This window comes from Actinomyces sp. oral taxon 171 str. F0337, assembly GCF_005696555.1.
GTDB classification, from domain to species: domain Bacteria; phylum Actinomycetota; class Actinomycetes; order Actinomycetales; family Actinomycetaceae; genus Actinomyces; species Actinomyces oris_E.
Genome location: NZ_CP040005.1, coordinates 1,782,088 through 1,798,217 on the forward strand (window position 1 = coordinate 1,782,088; position 16,130 = coordinate 1,798,217).

Consider the following 16,130-nt stretch of genomic DNA (forward strand, 5'->3'; position numbering starts at 1 on the left):
AACTTTAGCGAGCCGCTTTTTATGAGTCAAACGAATGGCTGGTGACCCTCGTCTCTCATTCGGCTCTCTTCAGTTCTCAGTTCCCGGCCGGTCTGAGGAAATTCATCCTCCCCGTTTCGGGCCGGAGAGAACATTACGCACCGGCCACCAAGCCGTCAAACTGCAGAGCGGTGACGGTGCCCACAAGGCGCCGTCACCGCTCAGCAACTGTGTTCGGAGATCCAGCTTTTCCTAGGAGGGAACCTAAACCGTGCGTCCGACGGCCAGGTTCCGCCGTCCCTTGCGCACCAGGACCACTCCCCCGGCGAGCAGGTGCTCGGGGCCGATGACCACGGTCTCGTCGGCCACCTTGACGTTGTTGAGGTAGGCCCCGCCTCCGGCAATGGTCTTGCGAGCCGCGTTGCGCCCTCGCTCCAGCCCTGTGCCCACGAGCAGGTCCACGATCGTGGTCCCTCCGACCGTGACATCGCTGGAGGCCAGATCGGACGTGGCTGTAAGGATCGTCGCCTCGTCGATGTCGGTGAGGTCCCCGCGCCCCCACAGCGCGGAGGTCGCAGCCTCGGCCTGGGCAGTCGCGTCGGCTCCATGCACCCACGTGCAGACTTCGTGCGCCAGAACCCGCTGGGCCTCACGCGCCTTCGGGTTCTCAGCCGTCGCCGCCTCCAGGCGCTCGATCTCCTCGCGCTCCAGAAAGGTGAAGACCTTGAGGAAGCGCACGACGTCGGCGTCGTCGACCTGGAGCCAGAACTGGTAGAAGGCGTAGGGGCTGAGCATCTCGGGGTTGAGCCAGATCGCCCCGCCCTCGGACTTGCCGAACTTGGTGCCGTCGGCCTTGGTGATGAGGGGGTTGGTCATGACGTGGACCGAGTCGCCCTCCACCTTGTGGATGAGGTCCATCCCGCCCACGAGGTTGCCCCACTGGTCGTTGCCGCCGACTTCCAGGGTGCAGCCGTAGCGCCGGTAGAGCTCGAGGTAGTCGTTGGCCTGGAGAACCTGGTAGCTGAACTCGGTGTAGGAGATGCCCTCCTCACTGGCCAGGCGCCGGGCAACGATGTCCTTGGAGAGCATGGTTCCCATGCGGAAGTGCTTGCCCAGGTCCCGCAGGAAGTCGATGGCGCTCATCGCCTGGGTCCAGTCGAGGTTGTTGACGATCCGCGCGGGGTTGTCCCCACTGAAGTCGAGAAGGTTCTCGAGCTGCTCCTGCAGGCCGGCCGCCCAGCCGGCGACGACGTCCTTGGTGTTGAGAGTGCGCTCCCCCTTGGCACGCGGGTCGCCGATGAGCCCCGTCGCCCCACCCACCAGCGCCAAGGGGTGATGTCCGGCGAGCTGAAGATGACGCATGACCTTGACGGCCACAAGGTGCCCGTGGTGAAGGCTCGGCGCGGTGGGGTCGAATCCGCAATAGAAGGTGACGGCCCCGTCGGTGAGCGCTGCTCGCAGCGCGTCGATGTCGGTGTGCTGGGCAATGAGCCCGCGCCACTGCAGTTCGTCCAGGATGTCCGTCACTGTCCAGTCGCCTTCCGTGGGTTGTCGTGCTTACCGCACGCGTGTTCCCGGCGTGCCACGCTCGGGTCCGGCTGATACCTCCGGCGCAGATAGTCTGCCATGCTCCGGCTCGGCCTCCACGAAGAGACCAGGGCACGGAGCCACGAGCCGACTACCGGGATCGTTCACAAGATCTCTGTCGGGCGGTCCCGCAGGAGGGTGTGTCGGCAGTAGAAGCGCCGTCGGATCCTGGCCTCGGGAAGCATCCAGGATGCCGCCGCACGAATCTCGGCCAGGGACTCTCTCGGAGCACGCGTGACCACGCAGCTGACCGCCTCGAAGGTGCTGATGCACCGGTGAAAGGCGACGTTGTGGTTCCAGTAGTCACTGGCCACTGCGGGAGCCTGGTGGAGCAGCCGCCGTGGTCGGGCCGACCGTGTCACTCGAGGTCTTGGGGCTCGCGCTCCGGCCGACGGACGCATCGGTTTGCTCGTTGGGCTGCGCTGCAGATCCGCGCACCACGGCACCGGCGTCGCATAGCAGCGCCTCGCGCAGGTGGGGCATGACGGCGAAGTATGCCTCATCGGCATCCTCCACGAGATGCGTTGCGCTGGCCCCGACTTCTCGTCCCACTGCTGTTGTTGTCACGATCCGAGCGCGGGCATCCTTGGGATCCGGTTGACGCGACACCAGGCCGGCCCGCTCCAACCTGCGCAGTACCTGGCTGGCGGTTTTCACGTCCATTCCCGCCTGGGCCGCAATCATGACCTGGCTGGCACCGTCTCCCTGCTCCTCGAGCCACTGCGTGCAGGCCAGGAGGACGAACTGGGAGTGCGTCAGCCCAACCGGTTCCAGGGCGGCAGCGATGTCGCGCTGCCAGGCCAGCGCGGCCCTCCACATGAGGAAGCCGGGGCTCGCCTCCGGCCCCTGGAACCGTGTCTTCACATATCGACCCTAGCAGCCTCAACGAGCGAGTCGATGGCCTGCGGAAAGTCCTCGGCGATTCCCGGACCGATCGTCGGGCCTACATCGTCGGCACCGGGGCCGTCGATGTCGAGGCGGGTGGTCACAACGCTCTTCCCTTGTGTCTGCGCGGGCATGAAGGAGTGGGTGAAGGTCAGCTCCACTCCCCCGTAGGAGACCCGGTCCGCCTGGACATGAGGGGGTTCCCAGCGGATCACCGTGATCTCGATACTGTCCTGCCCCTCCGGAGTCATCGTGATCGAGGCGCCGGGTCCCACAGGCTCGCGCGGCTCGTAGCGATCTCCCTGGGGGAGCTCGATGTCACCGGAGAGAACCTTGATCCAGGTCTCCCACAGGACCTCCGCCGGGAGATCCACTGTCCGTTGGCACTCAGTCGACCACATGGCCGTCCCCTTCCTCGTCCTCCGCGCTCGGAGGTTCCGCACCACAAATAGTCTTTGCAGCGATAATCTGTGTACCCATTATTAGCGGACAGGAGTGGCGCGGGCAAGTGGAGACCCATCGGAGTTGGGCTCGGCGAGGTTCAGCCCTGTGAGCGTCGCCTGGTGACGGCCGGCCGGTATGGCGAGACGGTGGGCTCTCCGTCCAGCCAGAAGCGCCACGGGAAGGCTTCTCCGTCTCCCCCGGGGCCGGCCACCCCGGTGCGTGGCCCACGGCGGATGCGTCCGGCATCCGGTGCCTGCTGCGGCAGCGTCAGGCTGATGCGTGATCCCGGCCCGCCCAGCAGCGCGCCGTCGTCGGAGCGGTCCAGTCCCAGTGCGGCGCACAGTCTGGCCGGGCCACGGGCCAGGTCGCGGTCAGTGCGGGCTGCGGGGCGGCGTCCCCTGGCCTGCTCGAGCCCTTCGACGACCTCTCCCCCGCGCAGCAGCACCGCGCGTGAGACCCCGGCAGGTCCGGTGACGATGTTGAGGCAATGGTGCATGCCGTAGGTGAAGTAAACGTAGATGCACCCGCCAGCCTCGAACATGGAGGCGTTGCGCGCCGTGCGCCCCCGGAAGGCGTGGGAGCCCGGATCCTCCTCGCCGCGGTAAGCCTCCACCTCGGTCAGCCGGATCGCGACGTGCCCGTACGGGTCAGTCACGGCAATGACGGCGCCCAGCAGCGCCGGAGCCACCTCCAGACTGTCGCGTCTGAGCAGCGATGCGGCCTGTGCGCTCAGCCCCGTCGCCGTCGCCCTCACGGTACTGTCCGACATCGTCCTCTCGCCCCGGCTCAGCCCTGCTCCTCCTCGCTCCACTCCTCATCGGTCTCACTGGGCCCGGGCCACTGGGGACCCGCGGGGCCGTCCAGCAAGGAGCCCTCCCAGGCGAAGACTCGCAGTTCGGCGCTGCGTGCGATGGCACGGGCGAGCTGCTCAACAACACGCACCGGCGCGGTGCCGCCGTGCCCGGTTCGGGCGGCCACGGACCCCTCAGCTGAGAGGACCTCCCGCACGCCCGGGGTGAGCCGCTCATCGATGGCGGCGAAGTCGTCGTCGGTCAGGTCCCACAGCTCGATGCCGCGCTTCTCGCACTCGCGTACGCAGGCGCCGGAGATCTCGTGGGCGCTTCGGAAGGGCACGCCGTTCTTGACGAGCCACTCCGCGATATCGGTGGCCAGGGAGAACCCCTGGGGGGCGAGCTCCGCCATGCGCTCGTAGTGGAGGGTCATCGTGCTCACCATGCCGCTGACGGCCGGCAGGAGAACGGCCAGGGTATCGACGGCGTCGAAGACCGGCTCCTTGTCCTCCTGCAGGTCCCGGTTGTAGGCCAGGGGCAGGGCCTTGAGGGTGGCGAGCAGCCCGGTCAGGTCACCGATGAGGCGCCCGGCCTTGCCGCGGGCGAGCTCGGCCACATCCGGATTCTTCTTCTGCGGCATGATGGACGAGCCCGTGGAGTAGGAGTCGTCCAGCGTGACGAAGTCGAACTCCTTGGTGTTCCAGATGATGATCTCCTCGCTCAGGCGTGAGACATCGACGGCCACCATCGTCAGCACGAAGCTCAGCTCGGCGACGACGTCGCGAGCGGCGGTGCCGTCGATGGAGTTCTCTACAGCGGCCTCGAATCCGAGGTCGGCGGCCACGGCATCGGGATCCATGCCGAGAGTGTTCCCCGCCAACGCACCGGAGCCGTAGGGGCTCACCGCGGCGCGGGAGTCCCAGTCCTCAAGGCGCTCGACGTCGCGCATGAGCGGCCAGGCGTGAGCCAGCAGATGGTGGGCGACGAGCACCGGCTGGGCGTGCTGCATGTGGGTGCGTCCGGGCATGATGGCGTCCGAGGCCTGGGCGGCCTGGTCGATGAGGGCGTCGACGATGTCGAGAACGAGTCCGGCCACGTGGCGGGCCTGATCACGCAGGTACATACGGATGAGGGTGGCGATCTGGTCGTTGCGGCTGCGGCCGGCGCGCAGACGGCCCCCCAGGTTGTCACCGGCGCGTTCGATGAGGCCGCGCTCCAAGGCGGTGTGGACGTCCTCGTCGGTGGCCTCCGGGACGAAGATGCCGGCGACGACATCAGCCTCGAGGCGGTCCAGGGCTTCCAGCATGGCGTGGAGCTGCACCGCGTCCAGCAGGCCTGCCTGCGCCAGGGCACGGGCATGGGCCCGGGAGCCGGCGATGTCGTGGCGGGCCAAGCGCCAGTCGAAGTGGGTGCTCACCGACAGGGCCGCCAGCGCGTCGGCGGGTCCTCCTGAGAATCGACCGCCCCACAGGCTGACGCCGGCGGGTGCCGGGTCCTGCTGAGCATCTGAGGCAACGACCTGGACAGCGGATGGCTTAGCGGGGTGGCTGGAGAACTGGCTCATGGCCCCATCATGACTCATCTCCCCGCACAGGTTCCTCAACAGCCGATCAAGAAGGGACCTGTCGTGGATCGCAGGCAAAACGACCCACGCCTTCTTGAGGAAGCTACGGGAGCGGGTGCGGAACGGGGACGTCAACCGACAAGAAGGAAGAAAGGCCCGCATGGCGGCTGACCGACCATGCCATGATGTGTCGATGCCCGCCGAACAAGACGCCCTTTTCCCAGGCAAGCAGTTCATCTCCACCGTGCTCGAGGCGTTGGAGACCAAGACCAGGATGACCGGTGTGATCGCCCACCGTTATCTCATGCGCGCGGCCATGGCCGGCATGGTCGTGGCGGTCTTCTACATCGTCAACTACGCCATCGTCGGTGTCTTCGACGGTCTCCACGTCGGGGATGCTTCTCTGGCGGGGATCGGCAAGCTCCTGGGGGCACTGGCCTTCGGTCCCGCTCTCGTCTTCATCTACTACACGAAGTCCGAGCTGCTCACCAGCAACATGATGGTGGTGGTCATCGGCTACTACTACAAGCGGATCTCAGCGTGGAGGGTCCTGAGGGTGCTGGTCATGTGCCTGGCCGGCAACTTCGTGGGAGGGCTCGTCTTCGCGGTCATGTACCGTTTCTCCACCCTCGTGGAGGGAGCCACTGGCGAACAGGCCACGCACTCAGTGGCCGTCAAGCTTCACTACCTGTCATCGGCCTCGGGGATCGGGGACCTGTTCGTGCGGGCGATCCTGTGCAACTTCATGATCAACCTGGCGATGCTCCTCATCTACAACGGATTCATCCGCGAGGACTGGTCCAAGATCTTCTCGATGATCATCTCCGTGTTCGTCTTCGCCTTCCTCGGCCTTGAGCACTCAGTGGCCAACACGGTCCTGTTCACCATCGTCGGCCTGACGCACGGGATCGATGTCCTGCCGGCGCTGGCTAACGTGGCTGTGGCACTGCTGGGCAACTTCGTGGGCGGTGGGCTACTGATCGGCGCCTACTACGCCTACGCCAATGACGACTCCCGCTGGCTGCGCAGCCAGCCCCACCAGAACGAGGCGCAAGCGGCCGATTAGCCGAGTGCTGCGGAGCTGGTGGGGCTCTGGCGCAGCTCAGAGTCAGAATCCCCGACCGTTGCCGGCGCGCACGTCGCGGGCGGCGGCGAGCTTGGACTGCATCCCGTAGATCTCGATGAATCCCCGTGACGAGGACTGGTCGAAGGTGTCGCCGCTCTCGTAGGTGGCCAGGTTGAAGTCGTACAGGCCCGTCTCGGAGCGGCGCCCGTTGACGGTCGCCCGGCCGCCGTGCAGAACCATACGAATGTCACCGCTGACGTAGCGCTGCGTGTCCTCGATGAAGGCATCCATGGAGCGCTTGAGCGGGGAGTACCACTGGGCCTCGTAGACGAGCTCGGCCCAGGTCTGCTCCATGCTCCGCTTGTAGCGGTGCTGCATGCGCTCCAGGGTGATGGCCTCGAGCGCCCGGTGGGCCTCGATAAGAGCCACGGCGCCAGGAGCCTCGTAGATCTCGCGGGACTTGATCCCCACGAGCCGGTCCTCGACCATGTCGATACGTCCCACGCCCTGAGCGCCGGCCCTGCGGTTGAGCTCCTGAATCGCCTCCAGGGGGCTGACGTCGCGACCGTCGATCGCCACGGGGACGCCCTCCTTGAAAGTGAGGATCACCTCGTCGGGCAGGGGCGGGTAGGCGGGGTCATCGGTGTAGACGTAGACGTCCTTGGTGGGGGCGTTCCACAGATCCTCGAGGAACCCAGTCTCAATGGCGCGCCCCCAGACGTTCTGGTCGATGGAGAAGGGGTTGTGCTTGGTGGTCTCGATCGGCAGGTTGTGCTTCTCGGCGTAGTCGATGGCGACGTCACGGGTCAGCGCCAGGTCGCGCACCGGGGAGATGCAGTCCATGTCAGGGGCCATCGAGGTGATGGAGACCTCGAAGCGGACCTGATCGTTGCCCTTGCCGGTGCAACCGTGCGCCACGGTGTGCGCGCCGAACTCGCGGGCGGCCTTGACCAGGTGGCGGGCGATGACGGGACGGGAGAGGGCCGAGACGAGCGGGTAGGTCCCCTCGTAGAGGGCGTTGGCCTTGAGAGCGGGCATGCAGTAGTCGTTGGCGAACTCATCGCGGGCGTCGGTGACATAGGCCTCGACGGCGCCGCAGTCGAGGGCTCGCTGACGGATCACCTCAAGATCCTCGCCACCCTGACCGACGTCGACGGCGACGGCCACGACCTCTCGACCGGTGGCCTCGCCGATCCAACCGATGGCGACAGACGTGTCCAGGCCTCCGGAGTAGGCCAGGACGACACGGTCCTTATGGATACTCATGGGATCACTCTTCTCTTCGTGATGACGCCGGCGAAGCGGCGCTGAGGTGACTTGAGATGTCAAGGGCGGCGGGGAGAAGCTCAGGCTCGGGCGGAGGGGTCGGCCAGGGCGAGCAGGTGCCGGGCCACATCGGCTGCGACCTGGGCGCCACGGGTGATGACCAGGACGGTGTCGTCTCCGGCGATGCACCCCATGACGCCGGGCATCATGGCGTCATCGACGGCCCCGGCGAGTAGCTGGGCGGCTCCGGCCGGAGTTCGCAGGACCACCTGGGGACCGGCCCACTCGGCGGTGACGAGCAGCTCGGCGCACCACCGGGCCAGACGGGGGGTGGTGTGAGCGCGCAATGAGTCGTCGGTCTCCTCCGCCTCGGAGAGGGTGTCGGCATGGACCTGGCCGGGGGCGCCGGCCTCAGGCATGGAGTAGATGAGCTCTCCACCCGGGGCGCGGATCTTCGTGGCCCGCAGCTCCACCAGATCCCGCGAGAGCGTTGCCTGGGTGGTGCTGATGCCTCGCTGTGCCAGGGCCTTGCGCAGCTGGGCCTGGGAGCGGATGCGCTCACGCGAGAGGATCTGGACAATACTGGCGTGCCTGGCGGTCTTGGTCCCTGGTACCAGTGGGGCCGTTGCCGCCAGGTCGCGCTGAGAGACCTCGATGGTGGCGCTCATGAACCGGCTTTCTCTGACAGTGCCCGAGCAAGGACCTCGGACAGCGTGGTGGTGAAGGCTCTGGCGTCGTCATCGGGCAGGATGAAGGGCGGAGCCAGGCGGATCGTGTCGGGACGCGGCGCGTTAGTGATGAAGCCGCAGGTCGCCAGAGCGGCGGCGAGCTCAGCAGCGGGCGGGAGCCCGCCCTCCAGTCCGACGCCGAGCAGCAGGCCCCTACCGCGCACCTGGTCGACTCCGTCGACGGCCGCCAGCTCCTGGGACCAGGCCGAGCCGAGCTGCTGAACCCGGTCGAGCAGGGCGTGGCTGCGGATGGTCTCGATGACGGCGAGCGCAGCCGCGCAGGCCACGGGGTTGCCGCCGAAAGTGGTGCCGTGCTGCCCCGGTGCGAGGAGAGTGGCAGCCTGGCCGGTGGCGACGACCGCACCGATGGGGATGCCTCCGCCCAGTCCCTTGGCCAGGGTGACGACGTCGGGAACGACGCCCGGCGCCAGCAGGTGGTGGGCCATCCAGGCACCGGTGCGTCCCATACCGGTCTGGACCTCGTCGATGATGAGCAGGGCGCCGGCGGCCTCGGTCAGCTCGCGGGCCGCCTCCAGGTATCCGGCCGGAAGCTCTCGCACCCCGGCCTCACCCTGAATGGGTTCGACGACGAGTGCTGCCACGTCCGGCCCCAGTGCGGCGCGCAGTGCCTCGATGTCGCCGGCGGGGATGAACTCGACACCGCCGGGCAGCGGCTCGAAGGGCTCACGGTAGGCGGCCTTGTGGGTCAGGGCCAGGGCGCCCATGGTCCTGCCGTGGAAGGCGTCCTGGAGAGCCAGGACCCGGGGACGCCGGCTACCGCCGTGACGGCGCGCGATCTTGAAGGCGGCCTCGTTGGCCTCGGTGCCGGAGTTGGCCAGGAAGACTCGGGAGTCGTGGGCGGGACGGCTGGGGAAGGTGAGCCGGACGAGCTCCTCGGCGAGGCCGACCTGGGCCGGGGTGGTGAAGAAGTTCGAGACGTGACCCAGTTCGGCGAGCTGGTCGGTGACGGCCCGGATGATCGCGGGGTGTGCGTGGCCCAGGCAGTTGACGGCGATACCTGCCAGCAGGTCGATGTACTCCTGGCCGTCGGCGTCCCAGACGTGGGCGCCCCGTCCGCGCACGAGGACCCGGCCGGGGGTGCCGAAGGTGTTCATGACGGCGTCGGTGTAACGGGTCAGCCATCCGGTGTTGTCAGTGCTGGTCCCGGTCGACTCGGTGGTGGGAGCCGGCGCTTGTGAGGAGGGGGTCATAGGCTCTTGCCTCCGTTCAGCGGTGGTACCGGGGCGTCTCCAGGGTGGATGACGGTGCCGACGCCCTGGTCGGTGACAATCTCGAGCAGCATGCTGTGGGCCTGGCGCCCGTCAACGACGTGTGCCTGTGCGACTCCGCCGTAGACGGCCCGCAGGCAGGCCTCCATCTTGGGGATCATCCCGGCCTCGAGCGTGGGCAGGAGCTCCTCCAGCGCGGCGGCACTGATGAAGGGCACCAGTGTGCTGCGGTCGGGCCAGGCGGAGTAGAGCCCCTCGACGTCGGTGAGCATGAGCAGGGTGCGGGCCTTGAGGGCTACAGCGATCGCGGCGGCGGCCGTGTCGGCGTTGACGTTGAGGACGGTCTCGGAGTCCGTCGTCAGCGGGGCGACGGAGGAGATGACCGGGATGCGGCCCTGGTCGAGCAGGTCGATGATGGGCTGCGGGCTGACGTCGACGACGTCACCGACCAGGCCGACGTCGACCTTGTTCCCGTCCACCGTGGCCAGTCGCTGCCGGGCTCGCAGGAGTCCGCCGTCCTCACCGCTGATACCGACGGCGGCGGAGCCGTCGGTGTTGAGCAGGGAGACGAGCTCTCGCTGCACGGAGCCGGTGAGGACCATGCGGACCACGTCCATGACCTCGGGGGTAGTCACGCGCAGACCTCCGCGGAACTCCGAGGTGATGCCCAGCCGTTTGAGCATCGCGTTGATCTGGGGCCCGCCGCCGTGGACGACGACGGGGCGCACCCCGACCTGGTGGAGGAAGAGGATGTCCTGGGCGAAGGCGCGCTTGAGGTCATCGTTGACCATGGCGTTGCCGCCGTACTTGATGACCATGGTGGCGCCCTTGTAGGTGCGCAGCCACGGCACGGCCTCCAGCAGGACGGATGCCTTGGTCTGTGGGTCGAGAGGGGTCCGTTTCATGTCGTGTAGTCCGCGTTGATGGTGACGTATCCGTGGGTGAGGTCGTTGGTCCACACGGTGGCCTCGGCCCGGCCCGCCGACAGGTCGATGTCGATGCGGGTCTCGCGAGGGCTCATGTCCACCGCGTCCCGGTTGAGTTGGGGGGCGCCGTGGCTGAAGATCGTGATGCCGTTGATGGCGACGTCGACCTCGTCGGGGTTGAAGGGGCAGACGTCCTCGGGCACGGTCCCGAGCTGGGAGAGGATACGCCCCCAGTTGGGGTCGGCTCCGGCGACGGCGCACTTGAGGAGGTTGGAGGAGCTGACGGTGCGGGCCGCGGCCTCAGCGGCCTCCTCGCTGACGGCTCCGGAGACGGTGATGGCGATGTCGTGGGTGGCGCCCTCGGCATCGGCCACGAGGCGCCGGCCGAGCCTGCTCATCACCTCCGTGAGCGCCTCGTCGAGCTCGGCCCCAGAGGGGGTGGTGCCGGAGGCTCCGGAGGCCAGCAGGAGAACCGTGTCATTGGTGGACATGCAGCCGTCGGAGTTGATCCGGTTGACGGTTCGTGCCGTGGCGGACGCCAGGGCGTCCCGCGCCTGCTGAGGGGTGAGGGCGGCGTCGGTGGTGATGACGGCGAGCATGGTGGCCATGCCGGGGGCCAGCATGCCCACTCCCTTGATCATGCCGCCAATGGTCCAGCCCTGATCGCCGGCACCGATCGTGAGGGCATCCTCCTTGGAGACGGTGTCGGTCGTCATGATGGCGGTGGCCGCATCGGTGCCGGCCTGGGACGTGTCGGCCAGGGCGAGGGCGGCGACGTCAACTCCCTCCAGCAGGACAGGCATATCGATGCGCTCTCCGATGACGCCCGTGGAGCAGACCAGGACCTGGCCCGGTTCGGCTCCCAGCAGGCCTGCGGTGCGGGCGGCGGTGGTCTCGGTGTCGTGCATGCCCTGCGTGCCGGTGCAGGCGTTGGCGCTGCCGGAGTTGAGGACGACGGCGCGGGCGCGGCCCGGCTGCCCACCTTCCTCACCGGCCAGGAGCCGGCGTGACCAGACCACGGGGGCGGCGACGACCCGGTTGGTGGTGAATACTCCGGCCGCGGTGTCGAGCGGTCCGTCATTGACGACGAGGGCGAGGTCGGGCTTGCCGGAGGCCTTGAGACCGGCGCGCACGCCGGCGGCGCGGAATCCCTGGGCTGCGGTCACGCTCACGGTGCGACTCCTTGGGTGCTGATAGCGGTGGTCTCCTCCAGACCGAGGGCGAGGTTGAGGGACTGCACGGCGGCACTGGCGGTGCCCTTACCGAGGTTGTCGATGGCGCACATGGCGACGACGACGTCCGCGCCGCGGTCGATAGCGACCTGAACAGTGGCGGTTCCGCTTCCCAGGACGGTGCCGGTGGTGGGCCAGACGCCCTCGGGCAGCAGCTGGATGAGGCTCTCACCGCTGCCGGCGGCTCCGTAGACGTCATCCCAGGCCGCCCACAGGGTGGCTTCAGGGTCGGGGGCCTCACGCAGAGCCGGAGTCATGGGGGCGGTGACGGTGGCAAGGATGCCGCGGCTCATGGGGACCAGGACCGGCGTGAAGGACAGGTGCACAGAGCCGGCGGCAGCACCGGCCACCTCAAGGTTCTGGATGATCTCGGGAATGTGCCGGTGAGCGCCGCCGACGGCGTAGGGCTGGGCCGAGCCCAGGGCCTCAGCGGCGGTGAGGTGAGGCTTGAGCGTCTTACCGGCGCCGGAGTATCCGACGGCCAGCACGGCGGTCAGTCGGGAGGGGTCGAGAAGTCCGGCGGCGACGCCGGGCTGGACGGCCAGGGTGACGGCAGTGACGTTGCAGCCGGGAACTGCGATGTGCCTGGTGGCTGCCAGCTCGTCGCGCTGAGCACGGGCGCGCGTCTCGCCGTGGTGCAGGAGCTCGGGCATGCCGTAGGTCCAGGCTCCGGCGTGGTCCGAGCCGTAGAAGACCTCCCATGCCTGCTGGCTGGTCAGGCGGTGGTCCGCCCCGCAGTCGACGAGCAAGGGGGCGTCACCGCCCGACGCGAGCTCCTCGAGGGCTGCCGTGATTGTTGCGGAGGCCCCGTGCGGCAGGGCCAGGACGACGACGTCGTGCTCGGCGAGGATCTCCGCCTCGGTGGGCTGGACGATTCGGTCCGCCAGGGACAGCAGGTGCGTGTGGTGGTCGCCGAGTCGACTGCCGGCGGACGAGGCTGCGGTGAGTGCGCCGACCTCCACCTCGGGGTGGGCCGTGAGCAGGCGCAGGACCTCACCGCCTGCGTAGCCAGTGGCTCCGGCAACAGCAACTGTCCAAGTCATACAGCAACCATACATCCGCCTGCATAGAAATGCATTCATCAATGGTTGCTGTGATTCTTCTCCTTCCCCGCCTCACTGTCGAGAGCTAGGAGCGACCGTGACGACCGGTGAGCGTGTCGTCATGCAGGGAGGTGGCGATGGCGTCGGCCCACTGGCGCACCTCGTCCCAGTCGCGGTAGTCCCCCTCGCTCGCTCCCCCAAGCCTGGCGATGGAACGCTCGCGCAGGCTGAGCCTGGAGGGGTCGAAGCGCCCGGCGAAGGTCACGTGATCCTCCGGGTCGATGGCCAGGAGCACCGGGCCGATGCGCGTGGGGTCGGAGACCTTGCCCTTGGGCAGGCCGGAGAGCCCCACGGAGAAGGCCCATACGGGCCGGGCCCTGAGGACGTCACGGAAGCGCGTGGTGAAGTCGACGGCCTCCGGCATCCACGTGGTCATGTAGACCGCGCTGCCCAGGATGAAGGCGTCATACTCCTCGACGCTGTCAACATCCTCGGGACGCTTGGTCTCCACATCGATCTGGGCAGCCCGGAGCCGCTCGGCAATCACCGCAGCCACCTCATCGGTGGACCCGTGCTTGGAGGAAGAGGTCAGCAGGATCTTCATGCCGCCTAGTATTACCGAGACCACACTCGCTGTCTGGGATCCCCTACTCGACAACAGCACTGAAGAAGCGTTAATGGCCATGATGTGCGTCACACCATGGCCATTAACGCTGGTAGTACGTGCGTAGCTCAGCTGCGCAGCTCGGCCCCCAGGACCTTGGCGGCCCGTTTGACCACGCGCTTGCGCACTGCGGCGGTCTCCTCGGCGGTCAGTGTGCGGTCAGGGGCTCGCAGCACCAGGGAGACCGCCAGCGACTTCTTGCCCTCGCCGAGCTGGGGACCTCGGAACACGTCGAAGAGACGTACCTCCTCGGCCAGGTCCCCTGCAGCCTGCCTGACCAGGGCCTCGACCTCGGCGGCGGTGGTGGACTCGTCGACGACGAGGGCGATGTCCTCCTTGGCGGCCGGGAAGGTGGAGATGGTCTTGACCTGGAGCGCCCCGGTGCTGCGGACAGTCTCCAGCAACGGGTCGAGGTCGATCTCGACGGCGCAGGCCCGCTCCGGAAGTCCGAGGGTGCGGACCACCCGTGGGTGGAGCTCACCGGCGTGGGCGACGAGCCTGCCGGGCTCGATCTCCTTGCCCCGGCGCCGACCGGGCAGGCGGATCTCCGCGGTGCGGCCGGGGTGCCAGGGAGCGCATGGGCGCTCCGGAGCGGAGACCTCGATCTCCACCCCGAGCGTGCTCGCCACGGTGCGAACGACATCGACGGCGTCGGCCCAGTCCCAGGGGCGACCGGCCCCCAGGACTCCACCGCGCTCACGCTCACCGGTCATGACGGCGCCGACGTGGGTGGGCTGGGCGGGGATGCCCGCCTCCAGGGCCGTCTCCTCGGAGTCGGTGGGGCGCCCCGCGGTTCCGGGGATCGGGGCGGGAACGGTGCCGGCCGGGTGGGTGACTGAGCCGACCTCGAAGACGGCGACGTCAGTCAGGCCGCGCGAGACATTGCGCCGGGCGACATCGACCAGGGAGTCGAGCACGCTCGTGCGCAGATAGGGGGCGTCCTCGGCCAGGGGGTTGGCCAGCCGGACCGTCTGGCGGCGAACGTCGTCCGCTGGGATCTCGAGCAGGTCGTGGATGTCCCCGATGAACGGGTAGGACAGGACCTGAGTGAGTCCGTCGTCGGCCAGGGCGCGCACGACGTCACGACGGGCCCTCTGGTCAGCGCTCAGTCCCGTGCCGGCGGGGGCCGCGGGCACGATGACCGGGATGGCGTCGTATCCGTCAAGGCGGGCGATCTCCTCAGCCAGGTGGGCGGGTCCCACCAGGTCCGGTCGCCAGGTCGGCGGGGTGACGGTCAGCAGAACGGTTCCGTCATCGGCGGAGCCGCTGCGCTCCACGGTGCATCCGATGGTGGTGAGCAGCTCGGTGACGCGCTCGGTTCCGTAGGCGACACCGGTCAGTCGTTCGGCGGCGTCGGCACGCATGGTGATGGGCTCGGGGGCCTGGGTACGGTTGATGTCGGTGGCGACGGGCTCGGCGGTGCCGCCGCCGTACTCGACGAGCAGGTCGACGGCCCGCTGGGCGGCGATGGGCGCCAGCTCGGTGTCCACGCCGCGCTCGTTGCGCTTGGAGGACTCGGTGGGCAGTTTGTGGCGTCGGGAGGAGCGGGCAACGGAAACAGGGTCGAAGTGGGCGGCCTCGATGAGGACGTCGCGGGTGTCGGCGTCGACCTCGCTGAGGGCGCCGCCGAAGACACCGGCCAGAACCAGGGCCCGTGAGCCCTCGCCCTCCGGGGAGTCGGCGATGACCAGGTCCTCGGGGTCGAGGGTGCGGGTGACGTCATCGAGGAAGGTGAGGCGCTCACCGTCCTTCGCCCGGCGCACGACGATGGGGGCGGCGAGCTTGCCTGCGTCGAAGGCGTGCAGCGGCTGGCCCAGGTCCAGCATGACGTAGTTGGTGACGTCGACGGCCAGGGAGATGGGCCGCATACCTGCAGCGGTGAGGCGGTCCTGCATCCAGGCAGGCGACGGTGCGTTCGGGTCGATGCCGCGCACGAGACGGGCGACGTAGCGGTCGCAGCCGGGGCGTCCGTGGATGGGGCGGGGGTCCTCGGGGACGACGACGTCGAAACCGCCTTCGCCGGCGGGGGCCACGCCATTGGGGTACAGCCCCGTATTGGTGGCGTCGGCGGGGTCGGTGAAGCGGGCGCCGGTGGAGTGGGAGTACTCGCGGGCCACACCGCGCATGGAGAAGCAGTAGCCGCGGTCCGGGGTCACGTTGATCTCGAGGACCTCCTCCCCCAGGCCGAGGATGCCGATGGCGTCGGTCCCGGGAGCGGGTGGCTCCTCGCCCTCGTGGCCGTGCTCGGCCAGCCACTGCTGGAGCACGATGATGCCGGAGTGATCCTCGCCGATGCCGAGCTCGCGAGCTGAGCAGATCATGCCGTCTGAGACGTGACCGTAGGTCTTGCGCGCGGCGATGCAGAAGTCGCCGGGCAGGACGGCGCCGGGCAGGCAGACCACGACGTAGTCCCCGACGTCGAAGTTGTGGGCGCCGCAGACGATGCCGCGACTGGGCAGGTCGGAGGGCTCCTTACCGGTGCCGGGGGCATCGTTGTGCTCGGGGCCGACGTCGACGCGGCAGTAGTTGATGACCTTGCCGTTGGACTGCTCCTTGGCCTCGCGGGTGAGGACCTTGCCGACGACGAGGGGGCCGGTGACGGCCGGCGGAACGATGCGCTCCTCCTCCAGGCCCACGCGGACGAGGTCGGCGGCGAGCTGCTCGGCACTCAGGCCGGTGGGGACGTCGACGTGCTCGCGCAGCCATTCAATAGGGACGTAGGGCAT

Annotated in this window: 14 protein-coding genes and 1 pseudogene; 1 reads left to right on the top strand and 14 read right to left on the bottom strand. The window is 68.4% G+C overall.

Features of this window, described 5'->3' with window-relative positions; genetic code table 11:
• Positions 1–243 precede the first annotated feature (243 nt).
• The 6 genes and pseudogenes from tyrS to argH form a co-directional block, all read right to left on the bottom strand.
• On the bottom strand, positions 244–1,506 hold the full coding sequence (tyrS, locus tag FBF36_RS07835; RefSeq protein ID WP_009393971.1) for a tyrosine--tRNA ligase: 1,263 nt from the start codon (positions 1,504–1,506) through the stop codon (positions 244–246).
• Positions 1,507–1,670: 164 nt separating this feature from the next.
• Positions 1,671–1,808: pseudogene (locus FBF36_RS07840) on the bottom strand (SAM-dependent methyltransferase); the annotation flags it as partial.
• A 61-nt stretch (positions 1,809–1,869) separates the two neighbouring features.
• Complete coding sequence (locus FBF36_RS07845) at positions 1,870–2,430, bottom strand: MarR family winged helix-turn-helix transcriptional regulator (RefSeq protein ID WP_009393967.1); 561 nt, start codon at positions 2,428–2,430, stop codon at positions 1,870–1,872.
• Complete coding sequence (locus tag FBF36_RS07850; RefSeq protein ID WP_009393965.1) at positions 2,427–2,852, bottom strand: hypothetical protein; 426 nt, start codon at positions 2,850–2,852, stop codon at positions 2,427–2,429. The genes FBF36_RS07845 and FBF36_RS07850 overlap by 4 nt, the downstream gene beginning before the upstream one ends.
• Before the next feature lie 140 nt (positions 2,853–2,992).
• Positions 2,993–3,664, bottom strand: a complete 672-nt coding sequence (locus tag FBF36_RS07855) for a DNA-3-methyladenine glycosylase (RefSeq protein ID WP_009393963.1) — start codon at positions 3,662–3,664, stop codon at positions 2,993–2,995.
• Between the two features lie 17 nt (positions 3,665–3,681).
• Positions 3,682–5,268 (bottom strand): argininosuccinate lyase, encoded by a 1,587-nt coding sequence (gene argH / locus FBF36_RS07860; protein ID WP_034491211.1) that lies wholly within the window; start codon positions 5,266–5,268, stop codon positions 3,682–3,684.
• Positions 5,269–5,443: 175 nt separating this feature from the next.
• On the opposite strand from argH, the gene FBF36_RS07865 reads away from it, so the two are divergent.
• Complete coding sequence (locus FBF36_RS07865) at positions 5,444–6,316, top strand: formate/nitrite transporter family protein (RefSeq protein WP_009393957.1); 873 nt, start codon at positions 5,444–5,446, stop codon at positions 6,314–6,316.
• 42 nt (positions 6,317–6,358) lie between these two features.
• On the opposite strand, the gene FBF36_RS07870 is transcribed toward FBF36_RS07865, so the two are convergent.
• The 8 genes from FBF36_RS07870 to pheT all read right to left on the bottom strand — a co-directional run bounded on the left by FBF36_RS07870 (position 6,359) and on the right by pheT (position 16,130).
• A complete protein-coding gene (locus FBF36_RS07870) occupies positions 6,359–7,582 on the bottom strand; it encodes an argininosuccinate synthase (RefSeq protein ID WP_009393955.1) in 1,224 nt (407 codons plus the stop codon).
• 80 nt (positions 7,583–7,662) lie between these two features.
• Positions 7,663–8,250, bottom strand: coding sequence for an arginine repressor ArgR (locus tag FBF36_RS07875; protein ID WP_009393953.1), 588 nt, complete (start codon positions 8,248–8,250; stop codon positions 7,663–7,665).
• Complete coding sequence (locus FBF36_RS07880; RefSeq protein ID WP_138137356.1) at positions 8,247–9,521, bottom strand: acetylornithine transaminase; 1,275 nt, start codon at positions 9,519–9,521, stop codon at positions 8,247–8,249. The genes FBF36_RS07875 and FBF36_RS07880 overlap by 4 nt, the downstream gene beginning before the upstream one ends.
• The gene (argB, locus tag FBF36_RS07885) at positions 9,518–10,444 is read right to left on the bottom strand and encodes an acetylglutamate kinase (RefSeq protein WP_009393949.1); all 927 of its coding nucleotides are present in this window, start codon (positions 10,442–10,444) and stop codon (positions 9,518–9,520) included. The genes FBF36_RS07880 and argB overlap by 4 nt, the downstream gene beginning before the upstream one ends.
• On the bottom strand, positions 10,441–11,637 hold the full coding sequence (gene argJ / locus FBF36_RS07890) for a bifunctional glutamate N-acetyltransferase/amino-acid acetyltransferase ArgJ (RefSeq protein ID WP_009393947.1): 1,197 nt from the start codon (positions 11,635–11,637) through the stop codon (positions 10,441–10,443). Before argJ ends, argB begins: the two co-directional genes overlap by 4 nt.
• A complete protein-coding gene (argC, locus tag FBF36_RS07895) occupies positions 11,634–12,740 on the bottom strand; it encodes an N-acetyl-gamma-glutamyl-phosphate reductase (protein ID WP_009393945.1) in 1,107 nt (368 codons plus the stop codon). The genes argJ and argC overlap by 4 nt, the downstream gene beginning before the upstream one ends.
• A gap of 85 nt (positions 12,741–12,825) precedes the next feature.
• On the bottom strand, positions 12,826–13,344 hold the full coding sequence (locus tag FBF36_RS07900; protein WP_009393943.1) for a flavodoxin domain-containing protein: 519 nt from the start codon (positions 13,342–13,344) through the stop codon (positions 12,826–12,828).
• 128 nt (positions 13,345–13,472) lie between these two features.
• A complete protein-coding gene (gene pheT, locus FBF36_RS07905; RefSeq protein ID WP_009393939.1) occupies positions 13,473–16,130 on the bottom strand; it encodes a phenylalanine--tRNA ligase subunit beta in 2,658 nt (885 codons plus the stop codon).

Bases quoted from the DNA above. Each gene is read 5' to 3' on its own strand.
- FBF36_RS07850 (WP_009393965.1), bottom strand. From the start codon at position 2,852: ATGTGGTCGACTGAGTGCCAACGGACAGTGGATCTCCCGGCGGAGGTC.
- FBF36_RS07855 (WP_009393963.1), bottom strand. From the start codon at position 3,664: ATGTCGGACAGTACCGTGAGGGCGACGGCGACGGGGCTGAGCGCACAG.
- argH (WP_034491211.1), bottom strand. From the start codon at position 5,268: ATGAGTCATGATGGGGCCATGAGCCAGTTCTCCAGCCACCCCGCTAAG.
- FBF36_RS07865 (WP_009393957.1), top strand. From the start codon at position 5,444: ATGCCCGCCGAACAAGACGCCCTTTTCCCAGGCAAGCAGTTCATCTCC.
- FBF36_RS07870 (WP_009393955.1), bottom strand. From the start codon at position 7,582: ATGAGTATCCATAAGGACCGTGTCGTCCTGGCCTACTCCGGAGGCCTG.
- FBF36_RS07875 (WP_009393953.1), bottom strand. From the start codon at position 8,250: ATGAGCGCCACCATCGAGGTCTCTCAGCGCGACCTGGCGGCAACGGCC.
- FBF36_RS07880 (WP_138137356.1), bottom strand. From the start codon at position 9,521: ATGACCCCCTCCTCACAAGCGCCGGCTCCCACCACCGAGTCGACCGGG.
- argB (WP_009393949.1), bottom strand. From the start codon at position 10,444: ATGAAACGGACCCCTCTCGACCCACAGACCAAGGCATCCGTCCTGCTG.
- argC (WP_009393945.1), bottom strand. From the start codon at position 12,740: ATGACTTGGACAGTTGCTGTTGCCGGAGCCACTGGCTACGCAGGCGGT.
- FBF36_RS07900 (WP_009393943.1), bottom strand. From the start codon at position 13,344: ATGAAGATCCTGCTGACCTCTTCCTCCAAGCACGGGTCCACCGATGAG.
- pheT (WP_009393939.1), bottom strand. From the start codon at position 16,130: ATGCCCTACGTCCCTATTGAATGGCTGCGCGAGCACGTCGACGTCCCC.